Below are 23,783 nucleotides of genomic sequence, written 5' to 3' on the forward strand. Positions count from 1 at the left end.
CTACCTCTAATCGAGCTACCTCGTTTAGGGGTAGCTCGTATCGAGGGGGATTGCTCCGTGAACAGCCATCGCAAGCAGCTCGTCGCGCTCGCCCACCCCGTCTATCTCGGCCTCCTGGCCTCCGTGGCCGCCGGGATCATCAACACCGTGTGGGTCTCCCGGCTCGGCGGCTCCGCCGTCGCCGCCGTGGCCGTGGCGACCAACACCGAGAACGTGCTGCTGGGCGTCGCGCTCGTCTTCGGCTCCGGTACGACCGTGCTGGTGGCGCACGCCCGGGGCGCGCGGGATCCCAGTGGGGTGCGGGCGGCCGTGCGCGGCGGCCTGGCGCTGTGGGCGCTGGTCACGCCGGTGGTCGCCGTGGGCGGCTTCCTGCTCCGCGAGCCGCTGGCCCGGCTGGTGCTCGACGGCGGCCCGGCCGTGTCCCTGGCCACCGCCTACTTCGCGATCTCCCTGCCGGGCATCGCCGTCTTCTTCGCCCAGCAGCTCGTCGACGGCGTCCTCAAGGGCGCCGGAGACACCCGGACACCCATGCGGCTCGCCCTCCTCGCGAACGGGCTGATCCTGGTGTGCGACCCCTTCCTGATCCAGGCGTACGGCGTCCGGGGCGCCGCCGCCTCGACCGTGCTGTGCCGGGCGGTGGCCCTCGGGGCCGGGCTGCTCGCCCTGCGCCGCAACCTGCTGCTGCGGTCCTGTGCGGGGGCTCCGGCCGGCGTCCGTCTGCGCGCGACGCTGACCACCGGGCTGCCCATGGCCGCCGACTTCACCGTGCGGCAGGGCGGGGCGCTCGTCCTCGTCGCGATCGTGGCGCGGCTCGGGGTGACGGCGGTGGCCGCGTACTCCATCGCCTACAAGGTCATGTACGTGGCGACCATGGCCTCCTACGCGGTGCGGCAGGCCGCCTCGATCCACACCGCGCACCTGCGGGGCGCCGGGCGGGACGCGCGGCGGGCGGTCGGACGGGAGGCGGTACTGGTCTCCGGGGCGGTGGGGCTCGCGGCGGCCGTGCTGCTTCTCGTGACCGCCCCCTGGATCATGGCCGCGTTCGGCGCGGGATCCGAGGTCGCCCGCGACGGGGTGTTGTTCCTGCGCTGCGTGGGCCCCTATCTGCTGCTGATGGCCTGCTTCATCGCGCTCGGCGGGGTCTTCGAGGGCAGTGGGGGAGCACCGGCGCTGCTGAGGGTGACGCTGCTCGGCACGGCGGTCCAGCTGGCGCTGGCGTACGCCTGCACGGGCCTGGGCCTGCCCGGCGTGTGTCTGGCACTCGCACTGGCCATGGCACTGCAGTGCGGGATCGTGCTGCTCCTGTTCCGGCGGGCGGGTACGCGGGTTGAGGGGGAGGCGGAGGCCGCGCGGGCCGGGGCGGTGGCCTGATCCGGGGGCGGGGTCGGCGTGGGCTGTGGGGAGTCGAGCGGGGGACCGCGGATGACGTCCGCGCATGGGATCGGGGGCTTGAGGATGGTGGCCGGTGCCTGGGTTCAGGGGGAGGTCGAGGTTTCCCGGGCCGGGGTGGGGGTCTGGTCCGGGGCCGGGGGTGGCGGGGTGTGTTTGGGGACCGTGGCCTGCCACAGCTCGCGCATGCCGATGACCGTGGCGAGGACCAGCAGGCCGTTGCGCACGAGGAGGAGGCCGATGCCGCGCGGGGTGCTGCCCACGACGTCCGCGAACCAGATCGGGAACTCCAGGACCGTCACGAAGCACGCCACCAGCACCAGGGCGGCGGGGACGCCCATCCGGCTCGCGCGGAAGCACAGACAGGCCGCCGCGAGGCCGACCAGCCACACCATGTACTGCGGGCTTATCACCCGGCTGGTGGTGGTGAACATCAGCACCGCCACCAGCGCCGCGTCGGCCGCCGTGTGCGTCTCGAACCGGGTCGCCGTCAGCCGCCACAGCAGCAGCAGACCGAAGGCCATCCCGGTCAGCGCGAGCGCGGCCGTGCTGACGGCGGTCACCCAGGGGCCGAGGAACTCGACCGAGCCGTAGTTGAGCAGGACCGAGCCGTTCCAGCCGTGATGGCGGGCGATGTGGAAGACCAGGGAGCCCAGGGACTCCACCTCGGTGCCCCGCTCCCGCTGGAAGGTCAGAAAGGCGAAGGCCCCCGGCATCGCCACCGAGAAGACTCCGGCGACCACCGCGACGGTCACCGCCGCCGAGGCCCAGACGCTCCGCCTGCGGATGCCGACCAGGATCAGCGCCGGCCACACCTTCAGCATGGCCCCGAAGCCCACCAGCGCCCCCGCCACCTTCGGATGCCGGGCGGCCGCGAGAACCGCGGCGACCGCCACCGCGGTCACCATCACGTCGTAGCGGGAGTAGACGGTCGGTCCGAGCAGAGGTACGCCCGCCACCCAGACCCAGGCCCCCCGCAGCCGCCGGCCGTCCCGCAGGCCCGCGTACAGCAGCAGGAGGAGGACGGCCAGGTCGGCGGCGAAGGCGAGGAGGAAGAAGGCCTGCGTGTACTCCAGGAAGGGCAGCAGCGCGGGGGAGAGGATCGCGAGTGCCGCGGCCGGCGGATACTGCCAGGTCACGTCGGACTGCGGGAACGTTCCGGTGCGCAGGACGTCGTACCAGCCCTGGTAGATGACCGACACGTCACTGGTGACGTCCGGGCCCGGGAAGACGTACACCTTGTAGACCCACAGCAGGAGCAGCAGCCTGGTCACGCCCCAGGTCAGCAGCAGTCCGGTCAGGGATCGCCGCCCGGCCTTCGTCTCCACGTGATCCCCTGCCGTTCTCGTGCGGTCTTGAGGGGAACATGATGTCCCGCTCTCCTGTGAGGGTGCCATAAACGCGGCCGCGCCCGGCCGTGAGCAGCCGGTTCGGTAGGGTCGGCCGCGATGCACAAGACCCTGATCGTGACGAACGACTTCCCGCCCCGCCCCGGGGGCATCCAGGCGTTCCTGCACAACATGGCGCTGCGGCTCGACCCCGAGCGCCTGGTCGTCTACGCCTCCACGTGGAAGCGCAGCCGGGAGGGCGTCGAGGCGACCGCCGCCTTCGACGCGGAGCAGCCCTTCACCGTCGTACGGGATTCCACGACCATGCTGCTGCCGACGCCCGGGGTGACCCGCAGGACCGTCGGGCTGCTGCGTGAGCACGGCTGTACGTCGGTGTGGTTCGGGGCGGCCGCGCCGCTCGGGCTCATGGCTCCGGCGCTCAGGAGGGCCGGGGCGGAGCGGCTGGTGGCGACGACCCACGGGCACGAGGCCGGGTGGGCCCAACTGCCCGCCGCGCGGCAGCTGTTGGGCCGGATCGGGGAGTCCACTGACACCATCACCTACCTCGGCGAGTACACGCGGTCGCGGATCGCCGGTGCGCTGAGCCCGAAGGCCGCCGCACGGATGGTGCAGCTGCCGCCGGGGGTCGACGAGAAGACCTTCCATCCCGGGTCGGGCGGCGACGCCGTGCGGGCGCGGCTGGGACTGACGGACCGGCCGGTGGTCGTGTGCGTCTCGCGGCTGGTGCCGCGCAAGGGGCAGGACACCCTCATCCTCGCCATGCCCCGGATCCTGGCCGCGGAGCCCGACGCCGTGCTGCTGATCGTCGGGGGCGGCCCGTACGAGAAGGAGCTGCGCAGGCTCGCGCACGAGACGGGGGTCGCCGCCTCCGTCCGTTTCACCGGAGCCGTGCCCTGGACCGAGCTGCCCGCGCACTACGGCGCCGGGGACGTCTTCGCGATGCCGTGCCGGACCCGCCGGGGCGGGCTCGACGTGGAGGGGCTGGGGATCGTCTACCTGGAGGCCTCCGCGACCGGACTGCCCGTCGTCGCCGGGGACTCGGGCGGCGCCCCGGACGCCGTGCTCGACGGCGAGACCGGCTGGGTGGTGCGGGGCGGCTCCCCCGAGGAGGCCGCCGAACGGATCACCGTCCTGCTCGGCGACGCGGAACTGCGGAGGCACATGGGGGAGCGGGGACGCGAGTGGGTCGAGGAGAAGTGGCGATGGGATTTGTTGGCGGAAAAGTTGAAGACACTGCTATAGCCGGAGGCCGATAATCCGCCGATGCTGCGCGCATGGCAACAAAACTGATACAGCGTCAGCTGACTAGACGTCAGATCCTTGGTATGGCCGCCCTTCAGACGGCGGCCACTCTCGGCTTCACCCGCGTCGGGCTCCAGTCGGCCCGCGCGGACGAGCCCGCCGCGGTCGAGTCCGCGCCCGCCATCGTCGTGGGCTCCGGCTACGGCGCCTCCGTCGCCGCCCTCCGTCTCGGCCAGGCCGGCATCCGCACCCTCGTCCTGGAGATGGGCCGGCTGTGGAACACCGCCGGCCCTGACGGCAAGGTCTTCTGCAACACCGCCAACCCCGACCAGCGCTCCATGTGGTTCCGCACCCGCACCGAGGCACCGCTGGCGACCTTCCTGTGGCTGGACGTCGTCAACAAGGACGTCAGCCCCTACCCCGGCGTCCTGGACCGGGTGCACTTCGACCACATGTCCGTCTTCGTGGGCCGCGGGGTCGGCGGCGGTTCCCTCGTCAACGGCTCGATGGCGGTCACCCCGCTCCAGTCCTACTTCGCCGAGCAGTTCCCGACCGTCGACACCGCGGAGATGTACGGCACGTACTTCCCGCGCGCCCGCGCCATGCTCGGCGTCAACACCATCGACCCGGCCTGGTTCGAGTCGACCGAGTGGTACAAGTTCACCCGGGTCTCCCGGAAGCACGCCCAGAACACCGGCCTGAAGACCACCTTCGTGCCCAGCGTCTACGACTTCGGCTACATGCAGCGCGAGGCCGCGGGCACCGCCACCAAGTCCGCTCTCGGCCAGGAGGTCATCTACGGCAACAACTTCGGCAAGAAGAGCCTCGACAAGACGTATCTGGCGTCCGCGCTCGGCACCGGCAACGTCACCATCCACACCATGGAGAAGGTCACCGGGATCAGCCGGGCGGGCGACGGCAGCTGGGTGCTGAGCGCCGAGCGCATCGACTACAGCGGGGCGGTCGTGGAGACCAAGCAGTACTCCTGCACCTATCTGTTCCTCGGCGGCGGCAGCCTCGGCACGAGTGAACTCCTGCTCCGGTCACGGCAGTCGGGGACCCTCCCGGCGCTGGACGCCAGCGTCGGGGCGGGCTGGGGGCCCAACGGCAACACGATGCTCGGGCGGGCCAACCACCTGTGGGACACCGTCGGTGCCAACCAGTCGACCATGCCGGTCATGGGCATCGACGACTGGGCCAACACCGACAACCCCGTCTTCGCCGAGATCGCGCCTTTACCCACGGGACTCGAACACTGGGTGAGCCTGTATCTGGCCATCACCAAGAACCCGCAGCGCGCCAGGTTCTCCTACGGCAGCGGGGGGTTGAGCCTCGACTGGAGCGGCGCACAGAGCGCGGTCTCCTCCGGCATGGCCAAGAAGCTCTTCGACCGGATCAACTCCGCCAACTCGACCATCTACCGGTACGACCTCTTCGGATCGCCCAGCAGGGTCTTCGCCGACGACTTCACCTACCACCCGCTCGGTGGCTGCGTGCTGGGCAAGGCCACCGACAACTACGGCCGCGTGAAGGGCTATTCGAGGCTGTACGTCACCGACGGCTCGCTGATCCCCGGCAACATCGGGGTGAACCCGTTCGTCACCATCACCGCGCTCGCCGAACGCACGATGGCGCGGGTCCTCGTGGAGGACACCGCGCCATAGGCCCCGTACGGGCGACTACTTCGCGTAGATCGCCTCGATCTCGTCCGCGTAGTCCTTCGCCACCACGTTCCGCTTGAGCTTCAGGGACGGCGTGAGGTGGCCCGTCTCCTCCGTGAACTGGGAGGACAGAATGCGGAACTTCCGCACCGATTCCGCCTTCGACACCGCGGCGTTGCCGTCGTCGATCGCGGCCTGGATCGCCGCGTTCAGGTCCGCGTCCCCGGCCAGCGACGCCGCGGTGGAACCCGCCGGCTTGCCGTGCTCCTCGGCCCAACGGCCCAGGAACTCCTCGTCGATGGTGACCAGCGCGCCCACGAACGGCCGCCCGTCGCCCACCACCATGCACTCCGCGACCAGCGCGTGCGCCCGGATACGGTCCTCGATCACGGCCGGGGCGACGTTCTTGCCGCCCGCGGTGACGATGATCTCCTTCTTGCGGCCGGTGATCCTGAGGTAGCCGTCCTCGTCGAGGGTGCCGATGTCACCGGTGTGGAACCAGCCGTCGGTCAGCGCCTCGGCGGTCGCGGCCTCGTTGTTCCAGTAGCCCTTGAACAGGTGCTCGCCGTGCAGCAGCACCTCGCCGTCGTCGGCGATCCGGATCACCGAGCCAGGCAGCGGCTGCCCGACCGTGCCGATCTTCGTGCGGTCCCAGGGGTTGAAGGCGGTCGCCGCGCACGACTCGGTCAGGCCGTAGCCCTCCAGAACCGTGAAGCCGATGCCGCGGAAGAAGTGCCCGAGCCGCTCGCCCAGCGGGGCGCCACCGGAGATGGCGTACTCGCCCCGACCGCCCAGCACGGCCCGCAGCTTGCTGTAGACCAGCTTGTCGAAGGTCTTGTACTTGATCTTCAGCCCGAGCGACGGACCCGACGGGGTGTCCAGCGCCTTGCTGTAGGCGATCGCCGTGTCGGCGGCCTTGTCGAAGATCTTGCCCTTGCCGTCCGCCTGCGCCTTGGCGCGCGCCGAGTTGTAGACCTTCTCGAAGACGCGCGGCACGCCGAGGATCAACGTCGGCCGGAAGGACGCCAGTTCGTCGGTGAGCTGCTTGATGTCCGGGACCATGCCCAGCTTGATCGGCGCCATCATCGGCGCGATCTGCACCAGCCGCCCGAAGACGTGCGCGAGCGGCAGGAAGAGCAGGACCGAGCACTCGCCGGTGCGGAACAGCGGGCGCAGTCGCTCCACGATGTTGCCGCACTCGGCGAAGAAGCTGCGGTGGGTCAGCACACAGCCCTTGGGCCGGCCGGTGGTGCCCGAGGTGTAGACGATGGTCGCCGGGTCGTCGGCCTTCGCCAGCGAACTGCGCTCCTCGACGGTGGCGTCGCTGATGTCCTTGCCCGCGCGGCCCAGCTCCTCGACCCCGCCGCCCTCGATCTGCCAGACGTGCTTGAGCGCGGGCAGCTGCTCGCGCACCGACTCGACGGCCGCGCTGTGACCGTCCAGCTCCACGACACAGGCGGTCGCGCCCGAGTCGCTGAGAATCCACTGGATCTGCTCCGCCGAGCTGGTCTCGTACACCGGCACGGTGACCGCGCCCGCGCTCCAGATCGCGAAGTCGAGCAGCGTCCACTCGTAACGGGTACGGGACATCAGGCCGACCCGGTCGCCCGGCTGGACGCCGGAGGCGATGAGCCCCTTGGCGGCGGCGTGCACCTCGGCCAGGAAGGCCGTGGCCGTCACGTCCTGCCACTGACCGCCCACCTTGCGGGCGATGACGGCGACGTCGGGATGCTGCGCGGCGTTTCTACGGACGATGTCGGTGAGATTGCCGTCCGCAGGGACCTCGTACAAAGCCGGAAGGCTGAACTCGCGCAAGACTGCTGCTCCTCATAGGGCGCCGGCGCCACGACGTTGTGTGATGCGACGGTCGGTCCAAGGCTCGGGCAGGTGCTCAGGATTTCAGTAATTGAATGCTGAGCACGACTGGACTGCCCGGACGTTACCCGCCGGTATGGCTTCTTCGACAGGGGGTCCCGGCGAGATGTTCGCTGCGTCACACGGATTGGGGTTCCCCGGCACAGTAGTCCACCTGCTTGCCGACTGGCCAGTAACCGCAGGCCCGGTCGGCACTGTTCACGTATGCCGCACAGCCTTACCCTTGATCGTCATGGCACCCACACCGGCCGGAAACCGGAAGACACGCGTACACGTGGTCAGTGACGTGCACGGCAACGCCCGTGACCTGGCCAGAGCCGGCGAGGGTGCCGACGCCCTGATCTGCCTGGGCGACCTGGTGCTGTTCCTGGACTACGCCGACCACTCGCGCGGCATCTTCCCCGACCTGTTCGGGGTGGAGAACGCGGACCGCATCGTGGAACTGCGCACCGCCCGCCGTTTCGAGGAGGCGCGGGAGTTCGGGGCCCGGCTGTGGGGCGGGATCGGTGCCGACCGGGCCTCGGTGATCGAGACGGCGGTGCGCAAGCAGTACGCCGAGATGTTCGCCGCGTTCCCGACACCGACGTACGCGACCTACGGCAATGTCGACATGCCGCCTCTGTGGCGGGAGTACGCCGGGCCCGGCACGACCGTGCTCGACGGCGAGCGGGTGGAGATCGGCGGCTGGACGTTCGGCTTCGTCGGCGGCGGCCTCAGGACCCCCATGCGGACGCCCTACGAGATCGACGACGAGGAGTACGCGGCGAAGATCGAGGCGGTCGGCGAGGTGGACGTGCTCTGCACACACATCCCGCCGGAGGTGCCGGAGCTGGTCTACGACACGGTGGCGCGGCGGTTCGAGCGGGGGAGCCGGGCGCTGCTGGCAGCGATCCACCGCACCCGGCCCCGCTACTCGTTGTTCGGTCATGTCCACCAGCCCCTGGTCCGGCGGATGCGGATCGGGGCGACCGAGTGCGTGAACGTGGGGCACTTCGCGGGGAGCGGGAAGCCGTGGGCGCTGGAATGGTGACTCCGTCCGCGCGGTAGCCTTCACGCTGCACAGACGTGCGTACCACCCTTCCTCACCGGACCTTATCTGGAGGAGCCACGGCGATGGCGGAACACACCAGTTCGAGCATCACGATCGAAGCTGCGCCGGCCGACGTCATGGCCGTGATCGCGGACTTCGCCCGCTACCCGGACTGGACGGGTGAGGTGAAGCAGGCGGAGGTGCTCTCCACGGACGCGTCCGGCCGTGCCGAGCAGGTCCGGCTGGTCATGGACGCGGGCGCCATCAAGGACGACCAGGTCCTCGGCTACACCTGGACCGGCGAGAACGAGGTCTCCTGGACGCTGGTCAAGTCCCAGATGCTGCGGCAGCTGGACGGTTCGTACGTGCTGAAGCCGGCGGGTGCGGGGGCGACGGAGGTCACGTACCTGCTGACGGTCGACGTCAAGATCCCGATGCTCGGCATGATCAAGCGCAAGGCGGAGAAGGTCATCATCGACCGGGCGCTGGCGGGGCTGAAGAAGCGGGTGGAGTCGGGGCAGTAGAGGTCGCGTTTTTGTCGCGCAGTTCCCCGCGCCCCCAAGAAGGTGGGTACAGCTGGACCGGCCGCGACTGTACCCACTCAGGGGCGCGGGGAACTGCGCGATCAGCCACGACGCGCCCGCAGCCGAGTCCGTTACGGTTCACCCCTATGCGCACCATCCTGATCACGGGCCCTGGCGGCAGTGGCCGTACGACCATCGCCGCCGCCACCGCGCTCGCCGCCGCCCGCGAGGGAACCCGCACTCTTGTGCTGAGCGCCGACCGGACCGACACCCTGGGCACGGTCCTCGGCGCGAAAACCGGCCCCACCCCCACCCAGGTCACCCCCACTCTCACCGCCTGGCGCCCCGACGCCACCGCAGGATTCCGGGACGACCTCGCCGCCTTCCAGGACCGTGCCTCCCACGTGCTCGACCTGCTCGGCGCCTCCCGCCTCGACCCCGAGGAGGTCACCCCTCTCCCCGGCGCCGAGGAACTCACCCTCCTGCGCGCCCTGCGCGACGCGGCCCTCTCCGAGCGCCATGAGCTGCTGGTCGTGGATCTGCCGCCCACCCCGCAGGCCCTCGCGCTCCTCTCCCTCCCCGAGGAACTGCGCCGCTACCTGCGCCGGCTCCTGCCCGCCGAGCGCCAGGCGGCCGCCGGCCTGCGCCCCGTCCTCGGACGGCTCGCCGGCATTCCCATGCCCTCGGAGTGGCTGTACGAGACCGCCGCCCGCTGGGACACCGAACTCGGCGCGGTCCAGGCCGTCCTCGCCGACCGGCAGGCCGTGCTGCGACTGGTCGCCGAACCCGGCCCCGCCGGCACCGACGCCGTACAGGCCGCGAGCCTGGCCCTCGCCCTGCGCGGCCTGCGCCCCGACACCCTGGTCGCCAACCGCGTCGTACCGGAGGACTGGCCCGCGGGACTCGTCGCCCAGCAGCGCAAGGCCCTGGAGGAGTGGCAGGAGTCCTACGACGTCCGCGCCGTCCCGCATCTCGGCCACGACCCGCGCGGCGACGACGACCTCGGCGCGCTCGCCGTCCCCGAGGTCAACGACACGACCTCCACCGTCGAGTGGCCCGTCGTCGATCACCTCGCCGAGGACGGCGTGCTGGTGTGGCACATCCCGCTGCCCGGCGCCCTCCGCGACGAGCTGGACCTGGTCCGGCGCGGCGACGAACTCGTCGTCAGCGCGGGCCAGTTCCGCCGGATCGTCCCGCTGCCCTCGGTCCTGCGCCGCTGCACCGTGGCCGGCGCCGCCCTGCGCGAGGGCGAGCTGCGGATCCGGTTCGCGCCGGACCCGGATCTGTGGCCCCGCACTCCGTGAACCGCGTACGCCCATTCGGGTAACGTCGTAGGGACGAACCGTAGTCAGGAGTCCGTCATGAGCGAAGAGCTCCCCCCGTCCGACGCCGCTGACCGTGAGCCCGCGGACGCCGTGGACGAGGTACGGGCGACCGACGCCGACGCGTGGGCGACGGCGGTCGCGGAGGACCTCGCGGCGGAGAAGGCCCGCCGCCGCACCCAGTACGGCCAGCCCCCGGGCTCGGCCGCCGAGGAGCTGCGCAAGCTCGTCGACAACGTCGCCGAGAAGCTGTCCGGCCTCCAGTCCCCGCTGCTCGGGGGAATCGCGGGACCCGCCGCCCAGCAGATGGTCAAGCAGGTCGTCCAGCAGGCCAAGGCCGCGGTCGAGCCGGTCATCGAGCGCAATCCGGACGTCTTCGACCACCTCGCCGCCGCCGGTGGCGAACTCCTCGCCGCGTACCGCTCCGCGGTCCAGGCGCAGGAACAGCGCTGGAGCCGGCGTGACGACACCCTGCGCGACAAGGGCGAGGAGGGCCCCGGTCCCGAGCGCATCGACTTGGACTGAAACCCGCTGACGGCAGGGCCTCGGGTACGGTTGGCCGTAGCGGGGCTCGACCGAAACTGAGGGATTCATGGGACTCACCATCGGCGTCGACATCGGCGGCACGAAGATCGCGGCCGGCGTGGTCGATGAGGAAGGCAACATCCTCTCGACCCACAAGGTGCCGACCCCGGGCACGGCCGAGGGCATCGTGGACGCGATCGCCTCGGCGGTGGAGGGCGCGCGTGCCGGGCACGACATCGTGGGCGTGGGCATCGGTGCGGCCGGATACGTCAACCGCCAGCGCTCGGAGGTCTACTTCGCCCCCAACATCCACTGGCGGAACGAGCCGCTGAAGGAGAAGGTCGAGACCCGTGTCGGCCTTCCGGTCGTCGTGGAGAACGACGCCAACGCGGCCGCGTGGGGCGAGTACAAGTTCGGGGCGGGCAAGGGCCACCGCAACGTCATCTGCATCACGCTCGGCACCGGCCTCGGTGGCGGCATCATCATCGGCAACAAGCTGCGCCGCGGCCACTTCGGCGTGGCGGCCGAGTTCGGCCACATCCGCATGGTCCCGGACGGCCTCCTGTGCGGCTGCGGCTCGCAGGGCTGCTGGGAGCAGTACGCCTCCGGGCGCGCCCTGGTGAGGTACGCCAAGCAGCGCGCCAACGCCACCCCGGAGAACGCCGAGATCCTCCTCGGACTCGGTGACGGCAGCCCCGACGGCATCGAGGGCAAGCACATCTCCATGGCCGCTCGCCAGGGCGACCCGGTCGCGGTCGACTCCTACCGCGAGCTCGCCCGTTGGGCCGGCGCGGGCCTGGCCGACCTGGCCTCCCTCTTCGACCCCTCCGCCTTCATCGTCGGCGGCGGCCTCTCCGACGAGGGCGAACTGGTCCTGGACCCGATCCGCAAGTCCTACAAGCGCTGGCTGGTGGGCGGCAACTGGCGTCCCGTGGCGGACGTCATCGCCGCCCAACTGGGCAACAAGGCGGGGCTTGTCGGGGCAGCCGACCTGGCGAGAGAGCCGGACCCGATCATGTGATCAGGCGTTGACCGGACCTGCCCAGGGGCGCGGGGAACTGCGCGACCAGCCACGGACGACCGGCAGTCGCACACCGTCCTCGCGCCCCTCCCCTTTGGGCGTAGATTGATCCACATGGTTCTGGTCAAGGTCCTGAGCTACAACATCCGCTCGATGCGGGACGACACAGACGCGCTGGCCCGGGTCATCCAGGCCTGCGAACCGGATCTCGTCCTGATCCAGGAAGCCCCCCGCTTCTTCCGCTGGCGCAAGAAGCTGGCAAGGCTGGCGTCGACCGCGGGACTGGTCGTCCTCACCGGAGGCGGCACCGCGGCGGGCCCCGCGATCCTCTGCAACCTCCGCGTCACCGTCGAACGCACCGAGGACGTCCTCCTGCCCCTCATCCCCGGCCAGCACCGCCGGGGCTTCGCCACGGCCGTCGTACGGATCGGCGCAGCCCGGCTCGGCGTACTGAGCTGTCACCTGTCGTTGCAGAAGGACGAGCGCTACGACCAGGCGGGCATGCTCCTCGACCGCCTGGCCGGCATGGGCGTGGAGCACGCCGTGGCCGGCGGCGACCTCAACGACCGCCCCACGGGACCCGCCTTCAGCCGTATCGCGGACAGCCTTCAGGACTGCTGGGCGACCAGCCCGACCGGCGGCGAGGTCACCTGGACCCGCACCGAACCCCACCGGCGTATCGACGCGATCTTCGCCACGAAGGGCATCGAGGTGCGCGGCTGCGGGGTCCCCCTGGACCTGCCCGGGATCACGGAGACAGACCTGAGGGCGGCCACCGACCATCTCCCGGTCCTGGCCACCCTCGACATCCCCGCGAGCTGAGCCGGACTAGACGACCGCTCCCCGGCCGGGATTCTCGTCGTCCTCGTCGTCCGCCCGCATCCGCGTCACCAGGGTGACGAAGCCGCCCAGGAACCCGCCGATCCCGACCGTGGCCAGCCACCACGTCATCTCCCAGCCGAGCAGCACCGCGACCAGCAGCAGGACCGGGCCGCCCAGCACGCCCAGCCAGGCGAACTTCGCGGTGGTGTCCGCGGCGGGCAGCGGCGGCGGCTCCGGCGGCACGAAGTGCCCCTCGTCGTCCTCCTCGAAGTCGTCCTCGGAGGGCTCCGGGCCGCTGTAGTCACGGGGCCCGACGCCGGGCGCGAAGGAGACGGAACCGCCCAGCGGCTTGGCCGGCTTCTCGTCCTTCTTCGGCTTGGGCTCCGGCTTCTCCAGTGCCGTCACCGTCGGCTCGTCGTTCGTCTCGGTCTCGAGGAGCGCGAGATCCTCGACCGACTTGAACGGCTTGGTCCCCGGCGGGTCCTTCGGCTCCTCGCCGTACCCGGCGACGATGGCCGCCCACGCGGCCTCCTCGTCGAACGGGACGCCCTGCTCCTCGGGCTCGTGGCCCTCGCGGTCCTCGCGCTCGGAGTCGTGCTCAGCCACGGGCGGCCGTCCCTTCACTGCCGATGCCGGTGGTGTGCCGGCCGATGAACGCGAGGCTCTCGTCGAAAATCCGCTCCGCGTCATGGTCCAACGTCGCGACGTGGTAGCTCTGTTCCAGGACGATCTCCGTCACGTCCGTCGACGACACCCGGCTCAGCACGCGCGCGGAGTCGGCCGCCGGCACCACATGGTCCTGGGCGCTGCGCAGCACCAGCAGCGGCTGGGTGACCTGCGGCAGCTCACCGTCGACCTGGCGGAAGAAGGTCCGCAGGGAGTGCGCCGCGTGCAGCGGCACCTTGTCGTACCCCAGCTCGACGCTGCCCTCCTTCTTGATGTCACTGGCGATCCCGGGCGCCGTACGGACGAAGTGGCGGGCCACCGGAAGGGCGTACGGCGCGAGGCCGTGCATGCGGTTCGCCGGGTTGACGACGACGACACCGCTCACCGCGTCCCCGTGCTTGGCGGCCAGCCGGAGGGCCAGGGTGCCGCCCATGGACAGACCGGCCACGAACACGGAGGTGCAGCGCTCGGTCAGGGCGCGCAGCTCGCGGTCCACCTCGGCGTACCAGTCCTGCCAGCCGGTGAGGGCCATGTCCTGCCAACGGGTGCCGTGCCCGGGCAGCAGCGGCAGGGAGACCGTCAGGCCGTGCGCGGCGAGGTGCTGGGCCCAGGGCCGCAGTGACTGGGGGGAACCGGTGAAGCCGTGGCAGAGAAGGACACCGGCCTCCCCGCCCTCATGGCGGAACGGCTCGGCTCCGGGGAGGACCGGCACCTAGGTCTCCTGTTCATGAAAGAAGCGTGAGCAAGTCCAGGTGAGGTTCACCGTACGCGACCGCACTGACACCGACCAGGGCCGTCGGACTGTTTGACAGGGCGCCGGGTTAAGGTCTGTTCGACGGACACAGGAGGCACTCGGTTGTTGTACGGCACGATGAAGGTCGCCATCGGCGGGCCGCTGAAGGTCGCCTTCAGGCCCTGGGTGGAAGGCATCGAGAACATTCCCGCCGAGGGCCCGGCCATCTTGGCGAGCAACCACCTCTCGTTCTCCGACTCCTTCTTCCTGCCCGCGGTCCTCGACCGCAAGGTCACCTTCATCGCGAAGGCCGAGTACTTCACCACGCCCGGGGTGAAGGGCCGGCTCACGGCCGCCTTCTTCAAGGGCGTCGGCCAGCTCCCGGTGGACCGCTCCGGCGCGCGCGGCGCGGGCGAGGCGGCCATCAAGAGCGGCCTCGACGTCCTGGAGCGCGGTGAACTGTTCGGTATCTACCCCGAGGGCACACGCTCGCCCGACGGGCGCCTGTACCGCGGCAAGCCCGGAGGCCTCGCGCGCGTGGCGCTCGCCAGCGGCGCCCCGGTCATCCCGGTCGCCATGATCGACACCGAGAAGATCCAGCCGCCGGGCAAGGTCATGCCCAAGCTGATGCGGCCGGGCATCCGCATCGGCGAGCCGCTGGACTTCAGCCGCTACCAGGGCATGGAGCACGACCGTTTCGTACTGCGCGCGGTGACCGACGAGGTCATGTACGAGATCATGAAGCTGTCCGGCCAGGAGTACGTCGACATCTACGCGACCGCCGCCAAGCGGCAGATCACGGAGGCGGCCAAGGCCGAGAAGGCGGCCAAGGCGGCTGCCGCCAAGGCCGCTGCCGCGAAGGCCGAGCAGGACAAGCCCGAGCAGCCGGCGTCCTAGGATCCTGGGACACGGCAGTCGGAGCCCGGGGGTGGGGGACATGGCCAAGCAGGTGCGCGTCATGCGCATGTCGGTCGAGCAGCCGCTGTGGCGTGCCCTGACCGGGTACCGGGTGCTCACCATGCTGTACGCGGTCGGGCTCTTCGCCACCGCCTACGACGAGTACGACCGGCCCGGCGTCGCCATCGCCTACTACGCCGTCCTGTGCGTCTGGACGCTCGCCACCCTGCCCCGCGTCCAGAACGCGGCCGCCTGCACCAAGCGCTTCCTCGCCGTCGACCTCGCGATCGCGATCACCGGGATCGTGCTGACCCCGCTGGTCGTCAACGACCACCACATCGACAGCGGCGGCCCCACCCTGCCGTCGATATGGACCGCCGGTTCCGTCCTCGCGTTCGCCATCAAGGGCGGCTGGCGCTGGGCCGCGCTCGCCTCCACGCCGGTCGCCGCCGCCAACCTGATCGAGCGCGGCCACCCGGCCCGCGACACCGTCCACAACGTGATCCTCGTCTGGGTCGCCTCCATCGCCATCGGCTACGTCGTCGAGGTCGCCCGCGCCTCCGAGCGCACCCTCGCCCGCGCCCTGGAGATCGAGGCGGCGACCCGGGAGCGCGAGCGGCTGGCCCGGGACATCCACGACAGCGTCCTCCAGGTGCTCGCCATGGTGCAGCGCCGGGGCGCGGTCATGGGCGGCGAGGCGGCCGAGCTGGGCCGGATGGCCGGTGAGCAGGAGGTGGCGCTGCGCACCCTGGTCTCCGGCGGCCTGACGTCCGTGTCCCGGGTGTCCGACGACGTGGCCCAGGGGGCGGTCGTCCATGTCGTCGACGAGGGGCGGGACGATGACGAGCCGGACGGCCCGCTCGATCTGCGCGCGCTGCTCGCCCCGTACGCCTCGGCGAAGGTCTCCCTCGTCGAGCCCGGCGCCCCCGTCCCGCTGCCCCCGCCCGCCGCGCGCGAGCTGGCCGCGGCCGTGGGGGCCGCCCTGGACAACGTGCACCGGCACGCGGGTGAGCACGCGCGTGCGTGGATCCTCGTCGAGGACGAGCCCGACGAGGTGATCGTGACCGTGCGGGACGACGGACCCGGCATCGCCGAGGGGCGACTCGCGCAGGCCGAGGGGGAGGGGCGGCTCGGAGTCGCTCAGTCGATCCGGGGCCGGCTGCGTGACCTCGGCGGCAGCGCCGAGTTGATCTCGCCTCCGGGGCAGGGCACGGAGGTCGAGCTGAAGGTACCGAAAGTCTCCCGGGGGAAGGCAGGACAGCGATGAGTGACAAGGACCTGATCAAGGTCATGGTGGTCGACGACCACCCCATGTGGCGCGACGCGGTCGCCCGGGACCTGGCCGAGTCCGGGTTCGACGTGGTCGCCACCGCGGGCGACGGCGACCAGGCCGTACGCCGGGCCCAGGCCGCCGCGCCCGACGTGCTGGTGCTCGACCTGAACCTGCCGGTGAAGCCCGGCGTCCAGGTCTGCAAGGAGCTCGTCGGCCACAACCCGGCCCTGCGGGTCCTCGTCCTGTCGGCGAGCGGCGAGCACGCCGATGTCCTGGAGGCCGTGAAGTCCGGCGCGACCGGCTATCTGCTGAAGTCGGCGTCGACCGAGGAACTCCTGGACGCGGTCCGCCGCACGGCCGTCGGCGACCCCGTCTTCACGCCCGGCCTCGCCGGCCTGGTCCTCGGTGAGTACCGCCGCCTCGCCTCCGACCCCGCGCCCGCCTCCGACCCCGACCGGCCCAGGGCCCCGGAGCTCACCGAGCGCGAGACCGAGGTACTGCGGCTGGTCGCCAAGGGCCTAAGCTACAAGCAGATCGCCGAGCGTCTGGTGATCTCCCACCGCACGGTCCAGAACCACGTCCAGAACACTCTCGGCAAGCTGCAACTCCACAACAGGGTCGAGCTCGTCCGCTACGCCATCGAACGAGGTCTCGACGACGAGTGAGACGCGCGTCACACTGACCCTTCGTCAGGCACCTGCGGCGAAGGGAACTGTCCATGCGCGTCGGAGTACTGACCGGAGGCGGCGACTGCCCCGGCCTCAACGCCGTCATCCGGGCCATAGTCCGCAAGGGCGTACAGGAGTACGGCTATGACTTCACCGGCTTCCGGGACGGCTGGCGGGGTCCACTGGAAGACCGCACCGTGCGTCTCGACATCCCGGCCGTCCGCGGCATCCTGCCCCGCGGCGGCACCATCCTCGGCTCCTCGCGCACCAATCCGCTGAAGCAGCAGGACGGCATCCGCCGGATCCAGGAGAACCTGGCCGCGCGGGAGGTCGACGCGCTCATCGTGATCGGCGGCGAGGACACCCTCGGCGTCGCCGCGGCGCTGTCCAACGAGCACGGCGTGCCCTGTGTCGGCGTACCGAAGACCATCGACAACGACCTCTCCGCCACCGACTACACCTTCGGCTTCGACACCGCGGTCGGCATCGCCACGGAGGCCATCGACCGCCTGCACACCACCGCCGAGTCCCATATGCGCGTCCTGGTCTGCGAGGTGATGGGCCGTCACGCCGGCTGGATAGCCCTGCACTCCGGTCTCGCGGGCGGCGCCAACGTCATCCTCATTCCCGAGCAGCGCTTCGACGTCGAGCAGGTGTGCGCCTGGATCACCTCCCGCTTCAAGGCCTCGTACGCCCCGATCGTGGTCGTCGCCGAGGGCGCCATGCCCAAGGACGGCGACATGGTCCTCAAGGACCAGTCGCTCGACTCCTTCGGACACGTGCGGCTGTCCGGGGTCGGCGAGTGGCTGGCCAAGCAGATCGAGAAGCGCACCGGCAAGGAGGCCCGCACCACGGTCCTCGGGCACATCCAGCGGGGCGGCACCCCCAGCGCCTTCGACCGCTGGCTCGCCACCCGCTTCGGCCTGCACGCCATCGAAGCCGTCCGCGACGGCGACTTCGGCAAGATGGTCGCGCTGCGCGGGACGGACATCGTGCGCGTGCCGATCGCCGAGGCGACCGCGCAGCTGAAGACCGTCGACCCGAAGCTGTACGAGGAGGTGGGGGTCTTCTTCGGCTGACCGGGCGGGGCGCGGCTGTGGGCCCTACATTCGGCCCACAGCCGACCCGAGGTGCGCAACGTCCTGGACTACAAGGCCGGCCGCCGCTCCGAGAACGTGCTGGTGCCCCGCAGCTGAGCCACCAGCTCCCGTACGACGGCCGCGCCGTTCAGCGTCAGGACCGACTCGGGGTGGAACTGCACCCCGGCGAAGCCCGGCCCGCGCAGGGCATGCACCTCGTGCGTGCCGCTCCGGCTCACCTCGATGCCGTGCGCGGCCAGCTCCCGGGCGGCCTCGTCGTCGCAGCGCGCCACGAAGCTGTTGTAGAAGCCGACCGTCTCCGGCCGCCCGAACAGGTCGACGGTCGTCTGGGCCCCCTGGTACGGCACGTCCTTCCGTACGATGCCCAGCCCCAGCTCGGCCGCGATCAGCTCGTGCCCGAGGCAGACGCCGAGCACGCCGTGCCGGTGGCCGCGGATGACGTCGGCGGTCAGGGCGCGCAGGAACCGCATCTTGGGGTCGTCGAGGTCGGAGGGATCGCCGGGACCGGGACCGAGCACGAGGGGGCCCTCGTGCGCGAGCACGGCGTCCCTGAGGCCCGGTTCGTCGTAGCGCCGCACGGTCACGTCCAGTCCGCCCGAACGCAGCACATGCGCGAGCATCGAGGTGAAGGTGTCCTCGCCGTCGACCACGAGCGCGTGCCCTTCGAGGTCGTTCGACCGCTCCTGCATCCGCAGCCAGAACGGGGCGAGGTTCGTGCGCCGCCCGTCGAGCGCGGCACGCACGCGTGGATCGTCGGAGAGACTCACGCGCGCCTGGTCCGCACGGGGCCGGGACGGCCGTACGCCGAGAGCCGCCAGCACCCCCGCCGCCTTCGCGTGGGTCTCCGCGACCTCGCTCGCCGGGTCCGAACCGCGCACGAGGGTCGCGCCGACCGGGACCCTCAGGTGTCCCTCGGCGGAGATGTCCGCCGTGCGGATGAGGATGGGGGAGTCCAGGGTCTGCGCCCCGCCGGAGTCCCGGCCGAGCAGCGCCAGCGCGCCCGCGTAGTAGCCGCGCCCCCCGACCTCGTGCCGTTCGATGACCCGGCAGGCGTTCTGCACCGGGGAGCCGGTGACGGTGGCCGCGAACATGGTCTCCCTCAGGACCTCCCGCACGTCCAGCGAGGACTTGCCGCGCAGCTCGTACTCGGTGTGCGCGAGGTGGGCCATCTCCTTGAGCCGGGGCCCGACGACGACCCCGCCCATGTCACCGACGGTGCACATCATCTTGAGCTCCTCGTCGACGACCATCGACAGCTCCTCGATCTCCTTGCCGTCGACGAGGAAGTCGAGCAGGTGCTCGGGGGACGGGCCCTCCGCGGGATAGCGGTACGTCCCGCTGATCGGATTCATGACGACGGTCCCGCCGGTCATCCGGACGTGTACCTCAGGGCTCGCGCCGACGAGCGTGCGCTCCCCGGTGTGGACGACGAAGGTCCAGTAGGCGCCCCGCTCGCCCACCAGGAGCCGCCGGAACAGCGCGAGGGCGTCCGCGCGGGAGAATCCCGGGATCTCGCCCTCGTACGTGCGCCGGATCACGAAGTTGGCACCCTCGCCTCGCCCGATCTCCTCGTGCAGGACCCGTCCGACGATCCCGGCGTACTCCTCGTCGGCGACATCGAAGCCGCCGTTCTCGACCCGGACGTCATGAGCGGGGAGCTGTTCCAGCACTTCGGCGAGAGGGAGCTCGTACGTCTCCTCGGGGGTCAGCACCGCCAGTGGCGTGTCGTCGTCCCTGACGTCGAAGCCGCGCTCGCGGATCTGGCGGAAGGGGATGAGCGCGAGCCCCTCGTCGGGGAGGTCGGCGAGGCGGTCGTAGGTGCGGACCGGGCCCACGAGCAGTTCGACGGTGTTCTCGTCGTGGCCCGGGGTGCGACGGCGGACCAGGGCGAACGGACGGTCGTGGCCCAGGAGGTGTGTCAGGTCCATGGTTCCTCAGCTCCCGATGAGTCGATGACTCGATGTCGGAGAGGAACGACCCCGGAAACGCCGAAGGCCGCCCCTCGGGCGGCCTTCGCGAAGTCTTGCGTACGCGCAGTCAGTGGGCCGCCGGATGAGCGGTCCACCACCAGTTCTGGGTCGAGTGCGCGAACATGCGAGGCACCATATCCCATGTCCGACCCTCGTACCCCGTGTCTCATTTGCTGGGCACGGAGCAGGGGCCCCCGACACGACCCCGTAATGTTGATGCCGTGACCGTGAACGCTAAGACCAGCGCGAGCGCTGGCAACACCTGGCGAGACCTGCCCGCGGCGCAGCAGCCCGAGTACCCCGACACCGAGGCTCTGCGCGCAGTGATCGCGGACCTCGAGTCGTATCCGCCGCTCGTCTTCGCGGGCGAGTGCGACCAGCTGCGCGCCCGGTTGGCGGCCGTCGCCAAGGGAGAGGCGTTCCTCCTCCAGGGCGGCGACTGCGCCGAGGCCTTCGACGCCGTGTCCGCGGACCACATCCGCAACAAGCTCAAGACGCTGCTCCAGATGGGCGCCGTACTGACGTACGCCGCCTCGGTGCCGGTCGTGAAGGTCGGCCGCATCGCCGGCCAGTACTCCAAGCCGCGCTCCAAGGGCACCGAGACCCGCGACGGCGTGACGCTGCCGACGTACCGCGGCGACTCCGTCAACGGCTTCGAGTTCAACGAGAAGGCCCGCATCCCGGACCCCGAGCGCCTGAAGCGGATGTACAACGCGTCCGCCTCCACGCTCAACCTGGTGCGCGCCTTCACCACCGGCGGCTACGCCGACCTGCGCCAGGTGCACGCCTGGAACCAGGACTTCGTGAAGTCGTCCCCCTCCGGTCAGCGCTACGAGCAGCTGGCCCGGGAGATCGACCAGGCGCTGAACTTCATGCGGGCCTGCGGGACCGACCCGGCCGAGTTCCAGACGGTCGAGTTCTACTCCTCGCACGAGGCACTGCTGCTGGACTACGAGTCGGCGCTCACCCGCGTCGACTCCCGCACCGGGCGGCTGTACGACGTCTCGGCGCACATGGTCTGGATCGGTGAGCGCACCCGGCAGCTGGACCACGCGCACATCGAGTTCGCCTCGCAGATCCGCAACCCGATCGGCATCAAGCTCGGCCCGACGACCACGGCCGAGGAGGCGCTCCAGTACATCGAGCGCCTGGACCCCGACCGTGAGCCCGGCCGGCTGACCTTCATCGTCCGCATGGGCGCCGACAAGGTCCGCGACAAGCTGCCCGAGCTGGTCGAGAAGGTCACCGCCTCCGGCGCGACCGTCGCCTGGATCACCGACCCGATGCACGGCAACACCTACGAGGCGGCCTCCGGTCACAAGACCCGCCGCTTCGACGACGTGCTCGACGAGGTCAAGGGCTTCTTCGAGGTCCACAAGGGCCTCGGCACCCACCCGGGCGGCATCCACGTCGAGCTCACCGGTGACGACGTCACCGAGTGCGTGGGCGGTGGCGACGAGATCTTCGTCGACGATCTGCACCAGCGCTACGAGACGGCCTGTGACCCGCGGCTCAACCGCAGCCAGTCGCTCGACCTGGCCTTCCTCGTCGCGGAGATGTACAGGGACCAGTGACGGGGGCACCTGTTACAGGAACGTGAATGGGGCGCGGATCACATACGATCCGCGCCCCGCTCCACTTTTGCGGTTCCTGAGCGCCGGGTAAGGTTAGGTTAGCCTCACCGATCATCGGGATGGCAGCACTGATCAACCCGTCGGGAGGTGAGCCGCGTGTACATCTGCAGTTGCTTCGGCGTCACCGAGCAGCAGGTCAAGAAGCACGCGGCGGACGGTGCCTGCACTCCCCGCCAGATCGCCTCCGCCTGCAAGGCGGGCACCGACTGCGGTTCCTGTGTGCGACGCATTCAGGCCCTTCTGGGCCGCGGGGCGTGCTCGCGGGGCGAACTCGTCGAGAAGGGCGAGCCCACCCGCGCCGCACTGGACGAGGCCGCCTAGCTCGGGTCGCTCAGCTCTCCGGCTGCTCGATCAGCTGTGCGATGTACAGCGCCTCGCCGAGCTTCTCCAGAAGCTCCAGCTGTGTGTCGAGATAGTCGATGTGGTGCTCCTCGTCCGCGAGGATCGACTCGAAGATGTTCGCCGACGTGATGTCACCCTTGGCGCGCATCACCTCGATACCGCGCTTGAGGCGGTCGATGGCCTCGACCTCGACCTGCCGGTCGGCCTCGAACATCTCCTTGACGGTCTGGCCCACGCGCACGTGGAACAGCCGCTGGTAGTTCGGCAGGCCCTCCAGGAAGAGGATGCGGTCGGTGAGGACCTCGGCGTGCTTCATCTCGTCGAACGACTCGTGGCGCGTGTACTTCGCGAGCTTCGTCCAGCCGAAGTTCTCCTGCATCTTCGCGTGCAGGAAGTACTGGTTGATCGCGGTGAGCTCGCCCGTGAGCTGCTCGTTGAGGAATTCGATGACCTCGGGGTCGCCCTGCATCGCAGAGGCTCCTTCCAACCGTGGGGAACTGGCAGGCTGCGCCGCATCCTTGCACCGGCGAAGAAGATCGTCCAGTAAGCCCTCACTTAGTAAGTAAGGGCATGCTTAGTCCGATATAGGGGGCATTGGGGGGAGCCTGGTCAGGTGCATCGCCTCGGGTCTGTCAGGATGGAAGGCATGGGTCAGCCGGTGGAGCGGGAGAGTGGAGAAGCGGCGAACTCCGAGCTTCCGCCGGGGCAGCGACTGCAGCGCGGCTGGCCCGTCACGCACTACGGCCCCGTCCCCAGGTTCCGGCCCGAGCGCTGGGAGTTCCGGGTCTTCGGTGCCACCGCGGACGACGAGAAGCACTGCTGGAACCACGAGGAGTTCACGGCCCTGCCGTACACCACCGTCGTGGGCGACCTGCACTGTGTGACGAAGTTCAGCATGCTGGGCGCCGAGTGGGGCGGTGTCCCGGCCCGCGCGATCCTGGACATCGCCCCGCCCGCGCCGGCGGTCACCCATGTGATGGTCTGGGCCGAGTACGGCTTCAGCTCCAACCTGCGGCTCGACGACTTCGCGTCCGAGCGCACGATCTTCGCCACCCACAAGGACGGGGAGCTGCTGACCGCGGAGCACGGGTTTCCACTCCGGCTGGTCGTCCCCCATCTGTACGCCTGGAAGGGGCCCAAATGGGTCCGCGGCGTGGAGTACATGACCGCCGACCGGCGCGGGTTCTGGGAGGAGCGCGGCTACCACAACGTCGGCGACCCCTGGAAGCAGCAGCGGTACTCGTACCAGGAGGAGCCGGGGGACGGCCCCGAGTTGTGACGCTCAGTGGGCGTGGTGCTGGTGGACCACGGCGTGCCCCTTGCCGCGGCCGATCATCCACTTGTTGACCGGCACGGTGACGACGAACGCGACGGCCAGCGAGATCGCCAGCGACGCCCAGAACAGCAGATCGACGAGTTCCGCGTCCATGGCGTCCGGCCACAGGGCGATCACGCCGTTGTCGATCAGCTCCATCACGGCGATGGACAGGGTGTCGGCGGCCAGCGCCACCCGAAGCGCGGCCCGGAAGCCCATGCCGGCCTTCAGGACCCCGCGCAGGGTGAGGGAGTAGCCGAAGAAGAAGGCCAGGATGATCGCCAGCACGGTGGTCGCCAGGTTGCCCCACCCCAGCGCGGTACCGATGACCATCCCGAGCACCTCGCCGATGGCGCAGCCGGTGAGGCAGTGGAGGGTGGCCTGGACGGCTGTGGACCATCCGGGTGCCTGGTGCCGCATGAGTG

At 70.5% G+C, this 23,783-nt stretch carries 23 protein-coding genes; 16 read left to right on the top strand and 7 right to left on the bottom strand.

Features of this window, described 5'->3' with window-relative positions:
* The first annotated feature begins 57 nt into the window (after positions 1-57).
* Positions 58-1,371, top strand: a complete 1,314-nt coding sequence (locus D1369_RS29895) for an MATE family efflux transporter (RefSeq protein ID WP_007381467.1) — start codon at positions 58-60, stop codon at positions 1,369-1,371.
* A 104-nt stretch (positions 1,372-1,475) separates the two neighbouring features.
* On the opposite strand, the gene D1369_RS29900 is transcribed toward D1369_RS29895, so the two are convergent.
* Positions 1,476-2,717, bottom strand: coding sequence for a glycosyltransferase 87 family protein (locus D1369_RS29900; protein ID WP_007381466.1), 1,242 nt, complete (start codon positions 2,715-2,717; stop codon positions 1,476-1,478).
* Between the two features lie 120 nt (positions 2,718-2,837).
* On the opposite strand from D1369_RS29900, the gene D1369_RS29905 reads away from it, so the two are divergent.
* Together D1369_RS29905 and D1369_RS29910 are read left to right on the top strand one after the other, a co-directional pair.
* The gene (locus D1369_RS29905) at positions 2,838-3,980 is read left to right on the top strand and encodes a glycosyltransferase family 4 protein (protein ID WP_007381465.1); all 1,143 of its coding nucleotides are present in this window, start codon (positions 2,838-2,840) and stop codon (positions 3,978-3,980) included.
* A gap of 83 nt (positions 3,981-4,063) precedes the next feature.
* Positions 4,064-5,644 (top strand): GMC oxidoreductase, encoded by a 1,581-nt coding sequence (locus tag D1369_RS29910; protein ID WP_037899694.1) that lies wholly within the window; start codon positions 4,064-4,066, stop codon positions 5,642-5,644.
* 15 nt (positions 5,645-5,659) lie between these two features.
* On the opposite strand, the gene D1369_RS29915 is transcribed toward D1369_RS29910, so the two are convergent.
* Complete coding sequence (locus D1369_RS29915) at positions 5,660-7,456, bottom strand: AMP-dependent synthetase/ligase (protein ID WP_007381463.1); 1,797 nt, start codon at positions 7,454-7,456, stop codon at positions 5,660-5,662.
* Positions 7,457-7,748: 292 nt separating this feature from the next.
* On the opposite strand from D1369_RS29915, the gene D1369_RS29920 reads away from it, so the two are divergent.
* The 6 genes from D1369_RS29920 (at position 7,749) to D1369_RS29945 (ending at position 12,760) form a co-directional block, all read left to right on the top strand.
* Positions 7,749-8,546 carry a metallophosphoesterase gene (locus tag D1369_RS29920; RefSeq protein WP_007381462.1) on the top strand — a complete coding sequence of 266 codons (798 nt, stop codon included), beginning with the start codon at positions 7,749-7,751 and terminating at the stop codon, positions 8,544-8,546.
* Between the two features lie 83 nt (positions 8,547-8,629).
* A complete protein-coding gene (locus D1369_RS29925; RefSeq protein ID WP_007381461.1) occupies positions 8,630-9,070 on the top strand; it encodes an SRPBCC family protein in 441 nt (146 codons plus the stop codon).
* Between the two features lie 146 nt (positions 9,071-9,216).
* Positions 9,217-10,374, top strand: coding sequence for an ArsA-related P-loop ATPase (locus D1369_RS29930; protein ID WP_118082705.1), 1,158 nt, complete (start codon positions 9,217-9,219; stop codon positions 10,372-10,374).
* Between the two features lie 57 nt (positions 10,375-10,431).
* Positions 10,432-10,917, top strand: a complete 486-nt coding sequence (locus D1369_RS29935) for a DUF5304 domain-containing protein (RefSeq protein ID WP_007381459.1) — start codon at positions 10,432-10,434, stop codon at positions 10,915-10,917.
* A gap of 67 nt (positions 10,918-10,984) precedes the next feature.
* Complete coding sequence (locus D1369_RS29940) at positions 10,985-11,938, top strand: ROK family glucokinase (RefSeq protein ID WP_007381458.1); 954 nt, start codon at positions 10,985-10,987, stop codon at positions 11,936-11,938.
* Between the two features lie 114 nt (positions 11,939-12,052).
* A complete protein-coding gene (locus tag D1369_RS29945) occupies positions 12,053-12,760 on the top strand; it encodes an endonuclease/exonuclease/phosphatase family protein (RefSeq protein WP_050789689.1) in 708 nt (235 codons plus the stop codon).
* 6 nt (positions 12,761-12,766) lie between these two features.
* Here D1369_RS29945 and D1369_RS29950 read toward each other — a convergent pair whose 3' ends face one another.
* The gene (locus D1369_RS29950; protein ID WP_037899689.1) at positions 12,767-13,366 is read right to left on the bottom strand and encodes a hypothetical protein; all 600 of its coding nucleotides are present in this window, start codon (positions 13,364-13,366) and stop codon (positions 12,767-12,769) included.
* Positions 13,359-14,138, bottom strand: coding sequence for an alpha/beta fold hydrolase (locus tag D1369_RS29955; protein ID WP_037899688.1), 780 nt, complete (start codon positions 14,136-14,138; stop codon positions 13,359-13,361). Before D1369_RS29955 ends, D1369_RS29950 begins: the two co-directional genes overlap by 8 nt.
* 147 nt (positions 14,139-14,285) lie before the next feature.
* On the opposite strand from D1369_RS29955, the gene D1369_RS29960 reads away from it, so the two are divergent.
* From D1369_RS29960 to D1369_RS29975, 4 genes are read left to right on the top strand one after another with little or no spacing between them, the layout of a single operon-like run.
* The gene (locus D1369_RS29960) at positions 14,286-15,056 is read left to right on the top strand and encodes a lysophospholipid acyltransferase family protein (protein ID WP_037899686.1); all 771 of its coding nucleotides are present in this window, start codon (positions 14,286-14,288) and stop codon (positions 15,054-15,056) included.
* A 40-nt stretch (positions 15,057-15,096) separates the two neighbouring features.
* Positions 15,097-16,323 (top strand): DUF5931 domain-containing protein, encoded by a 1,227-nt coding sequence (locus tag D1369_RS29965; protein ID WP_037899684.1) that lies wholly within the window; start codon positions 15,097-15,099, stop codon positions 16,321-16,323.
* Entirely contained in the window at positions 16,320-16,994 is a 675-nt protein-coding gene (locus D1369_RS29970) for a response regulator transcription factor (protein WP_007381453.1), read from the top strand. Before D1369_RS29965 ends, D1369_RS29970 begins: the two co-directional genes overlap by 4 nt.
* Before the next feature lie 53 nt (positions 16,995-17,047).
* Complete coding sequence (locus tag D1369_RS29975) at positions 17,048-18,076, top strand: 6-phosphofructokinase (protein WP_007381452.1); 1,029 nt, start codon at positions 17,048-17,050, stop codon at positions 18,074-18,076.
* 68 nt (positions 18,077-18,144) lie between these two features.
* Here D1369_RS29975 and D1369_RS29980 read toward each other — a convergent pair whose 3' ends face one another.
* Complete coding sequence (locus tag D1369_RS29980; RefSeq protein WP_007381451.1) at positions 18,145-20,025, bottom strand: phenazine-specific anthranilate synthase component I; 1,881 nt, start codon at positions 20,023-20,025, stop codon at positions 18,145-18,147.
* 263 nt (positions 20,026-20,288) lie between these two features.
* On the opposite strand from D1369_RS29980, the gene D1369_RS29990 reads away from it, so the two are divergent.
* Entirely contained in the window at positions 20,289-21,641 is a 1,353-nt protein-coding gene (locus tag D1369_RS29990) for a 3-deoxy-7-phosphoheptulonate synthase class II (protein ID WP_007381450.1), read from the top strand.
* Positions 21,642-21,788: 147 nt separating this feature from the next.
* Complete coding sequence (locus tag D1369_RS29995; protein ID WP_007381449.1) at positions 21,789-22,022, top strand: (2Fe-2S)-binding protein; 234 nt, start codon at positions 21,789-21,791, stop codon at positions 22,020-22,022.
* A gap of 10 nt (positions 22,023-22,032) precedes the next feature.
* Here the strand turns inward: D1369_RS29995 and bfr are convergent, their stop codons facing one another.
* Positions 22,033-22,512 carry a bacterioferritin gene (gene bfr, locus D1369_RS30000; protein WP_007381448.1) on the bottom strand — a complete coding sequence of 160 codons (480 nt, stop codon included), beginning with the start codon at positions 22,510-22,512 and terminating at the stop codon, positions 22,033-22,035.
* Between the two features lie 177 nt (positions 22,513-22,689).
* Here bfr and D1369_RS30005 point away from each other — a divergent pair, with 177 nt between their 5' ends.
* Positions 22,690-23,322 carry a sulfite oxidase-like oxidoreductase gene (locus D1369_RS30005; RefSeq protein WP_007381447.1) on the top strand — a complete coding sequence of 211 codons (633 nt, stop codon included), beginning with the start codon at positions 22,690-22,692 and terminating at the stop codon, positions 23,320-23,322.
* 3 nt (positions 23,323-23,325) lie between these two features.
* Here D1369_RS30005 and D1369_RS30010 read toward each other — a convergent pair whose 3' ends face one another.
* Positions 23,326-23,778: a DUF4396 domain-containing protein gene (locus D1369_RS30010; RefSeq protein WP_037899682.1), complete on the bottom strand. Its 453-nt coding sequence runs from the start codon at positions 23,776-23,778 to the stop codon at positions 23,326-23,328.
* Between the last annotated feature and the right edge of the window lie 5 nt (positions 23,779-23,783).

The sequence above is a fragment of the Streptomyces sp. CC0208 genome (assembly GCF_003443735.1).
GTDB classification, from domain to species: domain Bacteria; phylum Actinomycetota; class Actinomycetes; order Streptomycetales; family Streptomycetaceae; genus Streptomyces; species Streptomyces sviceus.